Annotated in this window: 2 protein-coding genes; both read left to right on the top strand. The window is 75.4% G+C overall.

What is annotated here, in order from left to right:
• Positions 1–325 precede the first annotated feature (325 nt).
• The gene (locus ACI79Y_RS19615) at positions 326–1,252 is read left to right on the top strand and encodes an ABC transporter ATP-binding protein (protein ID WP_457085424.1); all 927 of its coding nucleotides are present in this window, start codon (positions 326–328) and stop codon (positions 1,250–1,252) included.
• Positions 1,249–2,106, top strand: coding sequence for an ABC transporter permease (locus ACI79Y_RS19610; protein WP_457160097.1), 858 nt, complete (start codon positions 1,249–1,251; stop codon positions 2,104–2,106). Before ACI79Y_RS19615 ends, ACI79Y_RS19610 begins: the two co-directional genes overlap by 4 nt.
• The last annotated feature ends 95 nt before the right edge of the window (positions 2,107–2,201 follow it).

Below are 2,201 nucleotides of genomic sequence, written 5' to 3'. Positions count from 1 at the left end.
CCCCCCCCCCCCCCCCCCCCCCCCCCCCCCCCCCCCCCCCCCCCCCCCCCCCCCCCCCCCCCCCCCCGCCCCCCCCCCCCGCGCCCCCCCCCCCCCCCCCCCCCCCCCCCCCCCCCCCCCCCCCACGGTGAGCTCAGCTGATCGTCGGGGAACGGCGGGGGAACGGCGGGAGAACGGTGGGGAGGAGGCTCAGGGGGGTCTCAGGGGGCCTGGTCGGGGCAGCCTCAGGGTCGGTTGGGGGGCCTCCCCGATGTACCGCGGGGGCGTGTGCCGACAGGCTTCCGGGCATGGACACAACCGCTGCACAGCAGGTCCGGGTCACGCGATGATCGTCGCCCGGGACCTCACGAAGACGTACGGCTCCAAGGTCGCCGTGGACGGCGTCAGCTTCACCGTGGAGCCCGGCCGGGTCACCGGCTTCCTCGGCCCGAACGGGGCCGGCAAGTCCACCACGATGCGGATGATGGTCGGCCTGGACCGGCCCACCAGCGGCAGCGTCACCATCGGTGGCCGCAGCTACGCCGACGTCCCGGCGCCCCTGCGCTCGGTCGGCGTGCTGCTGGAGGCGCGGGCGCTGCACCCGGGCCGCAGCGCCCGCAGCCACCTGCGGTGGCTGGCCGCCAGCAACGGCATCCCGGCCAAGCGGGTGGACGAGGTGCTCGACCTGGTGGGCCTCACCGACGTCGCCGACCAGCGGGTGGGCCGGTTCTCCCTCGGCATGGGCCAGCGGCTGGGGATCGCCGTCGCGCTGCTCGGTGAGCCGCCGGTCGTCGTCCTCGACGAGCCGGTCAACGGCCTGGACCCCGAGGGCATCCGCTGGGTGCGCAACCTCGCCCGCGAGCTCGCCGGCCAGGGGCGCACCGTGCTGGTCTCCAGCCACCTGATGAGCGAGATGGCGCTGACCGCCGACCACCTGATCGTGATCGGCCGCGGCCGGGTGCTGGCCGACTGCTCGATGGCCCAGTTCATCACCGACCACGCCACCTCCTACGTGCGGGTGCGCACCCCGCGGCCCGGCGAGGTCGCCGAGCTGCTGCAGCGCTCCGGCCTGGACGTCGACCGGCACGGCGACGAGCTGCGGGTGCAGGGCCTGGACGCCGCCGGCGTCGGGGAGCTGGTCGGTGGGGCCGGCCTCCACCTGCACGAACTGACCCTCGTCCAGTCCTCGCTCGAGGACGCCTTCATGACCCTCACCGCCGGCAGCGTCGAGTACGGCGCGCACCCGGCCGAGCCCGTGGGAGCCCTCCGATGACCGAGTCCTCGACCCTCGCCGTGCCCCCTCCGGCGCCGGACGTCGTGTCCCTGGATCCCGACCGGCACGTGCCCGGTGTCCGGACCCCCGGCTTCGGGGCGGCGCTGCACGCCGAGTGGATCAAGTTCTGGACCGTCCGGTCGACCCGCTGGGCGCTGTCGTTGCTGTTCCTGCTGGGCGCGGGGACGACCGCGCTGATCTGCTGGGCCGTGGCCCGGGACCTCGCCAGCGGTGAGGCAGGTGAGCCGGCCGCGGCGTTCGTCACCTGGGGCATGCTCTTCGCCCAGCTGACCGCGGTCGCGCTGGGCACGCTGGTGGTCACCGGCGAGTACGGCACCGGGATGATCCGCGCCTCCTTGACCGCGGTGCCCCGGCGCGGGTCGGTCATCGCCGCCAAGGGCCTGCTGGTGGTCGGCACCCTCTTCCTGGCCGGCCTGGTCACGGCGGTCGCGGGGTACCTGGCCGGCAACTGGTTCCTCGACCGGGAGGGTGTGGGCCTCGCACTGTCCGACGACGGCGTGCTGCGGGCACTGCTGGGCAGTGGCCTGTACCTGGCGGGGGTCGGTCTGTTCGGCCTGGCCCTGGGGCTGCTGATCCGGAACAGCGCCGCCGCGATCACCGTGGGCGTCGGGCTGCTGTTCGTCATCGGCAACCTGGCGTTCGCGCTGCCGGGGACGTGGGGTGAGTGGGTCGCCAAGCTGCTGCCGGGCAACGCCGGAGCGGTGGTGAGCCAGGTGGCGATGTTCGACGGCTCTCCGCTCCTCGGCCCCTGGGTGGGCTTCGGTGTCTTCGCCGCCGAGACCGCGGTCCTGCTCACCGTCGCCGTCGTCCTCTTCCGCCGCCGGGACGCCTGAAGAAAGGACCCCCTTGCCCCCCGCCACTCGCAGGCTCGCGGCGGGCCCCTGCAAGGGGGCCGACCGGTGGCCCGGCCCGCTTCGCGGACCGGGCC

The sequence above is a fragment of the Modestobacter sp. SYSU DS0875 genome (assembly GCF_054050915.1).
Note: the sequence above shows the minus strand (reverse complement) of the source record. Positions and strands in the feature narration are given on the sequence as shown.